The organism is Curtobacterium luteum, assembly GCF_001475545.1.
In the GTDB taxonomy this organism is placed as follows: Bacteria; Actinomycetota; Actinomycetes; order Actinomycetales; family Microbacteriaceae; genus Curtobacterium; species Curtobacterium luteum_A.
In genome coordinates this window covers 1-508 of record NZ_LDQC01000118.1, presented here as the reverse complement: position 1 = coordinate 508, position 508 = coordinate 1, and the positions used below count along the sequence as shown (strand labels likewise).

At 73.6% G+C, this 508-nt stretch carries 2 protein-coding genes; both read right to left on the bottom strand.

The annotated features are described in order from the left end of the window. On the bottom strand, positions 1 to 340 hold a 340-nt coding region (locus NS184_RS16130; RefSeq protein WP_152998277.1), incomplete at its 3' end, for a DUF4245 family protein. Then, the coding region (xseB, locus tag NS184_RS16125) for an exodeoxyribonuclease VII small subunit (RefSeq protein WP_083513779.1) at positions 337 to 508 on the bottom strand (172 nt) is incomplete at its 5' end. The genes xseB and NS184_RS16130, both read right to left, overlap by 4 nt.

Genomic DNA, 508 nt, shown 5'->3' with positions numbered 1-508 from the left:
CGTCGACGCCGTCGCCGGACTTGTCCGTCCAGTCGGCGCGGTTCGCGGAGAAGCCCTTCGGCAACGTCGGAGCGGCGAGCTCGACGCCCCGGACGTCTGCGTCGGCAGCGACCTGCTGGTAGTCCACGGTGCGGTCCACGATCTGGGTGTCCGGTCGGACGACGACCGCCACGAGGAAGAGGACGATCCCGAGCGACGCGATCAGCGCGATGACGAGGTTGAACGCCGTCTGGTGCTGTCGGCGAGCCGTGCGTGCGGCGTCCTTGCGCGCCCAGGTCTCCTCCGGGGTCTCGGCTCGACCGAGCTCCGCGACGATGGGCCGTCCGTCGGCGTCGGTCATCGGGCGTCACCGCCGTCCGTCGCGGTGCCACGCTCGTCCGAGGCGGCACGGGCCGCGTCGAGCCGTGCTCGGGCGCCGACCAGCCACTCCTCGCACCGGGCGGCCAGGGCCTCGCCCCGCTCCCACAGACCGAGGGAGCGCTCGAGCGTCGCGGAGCCCTGCTCGAGC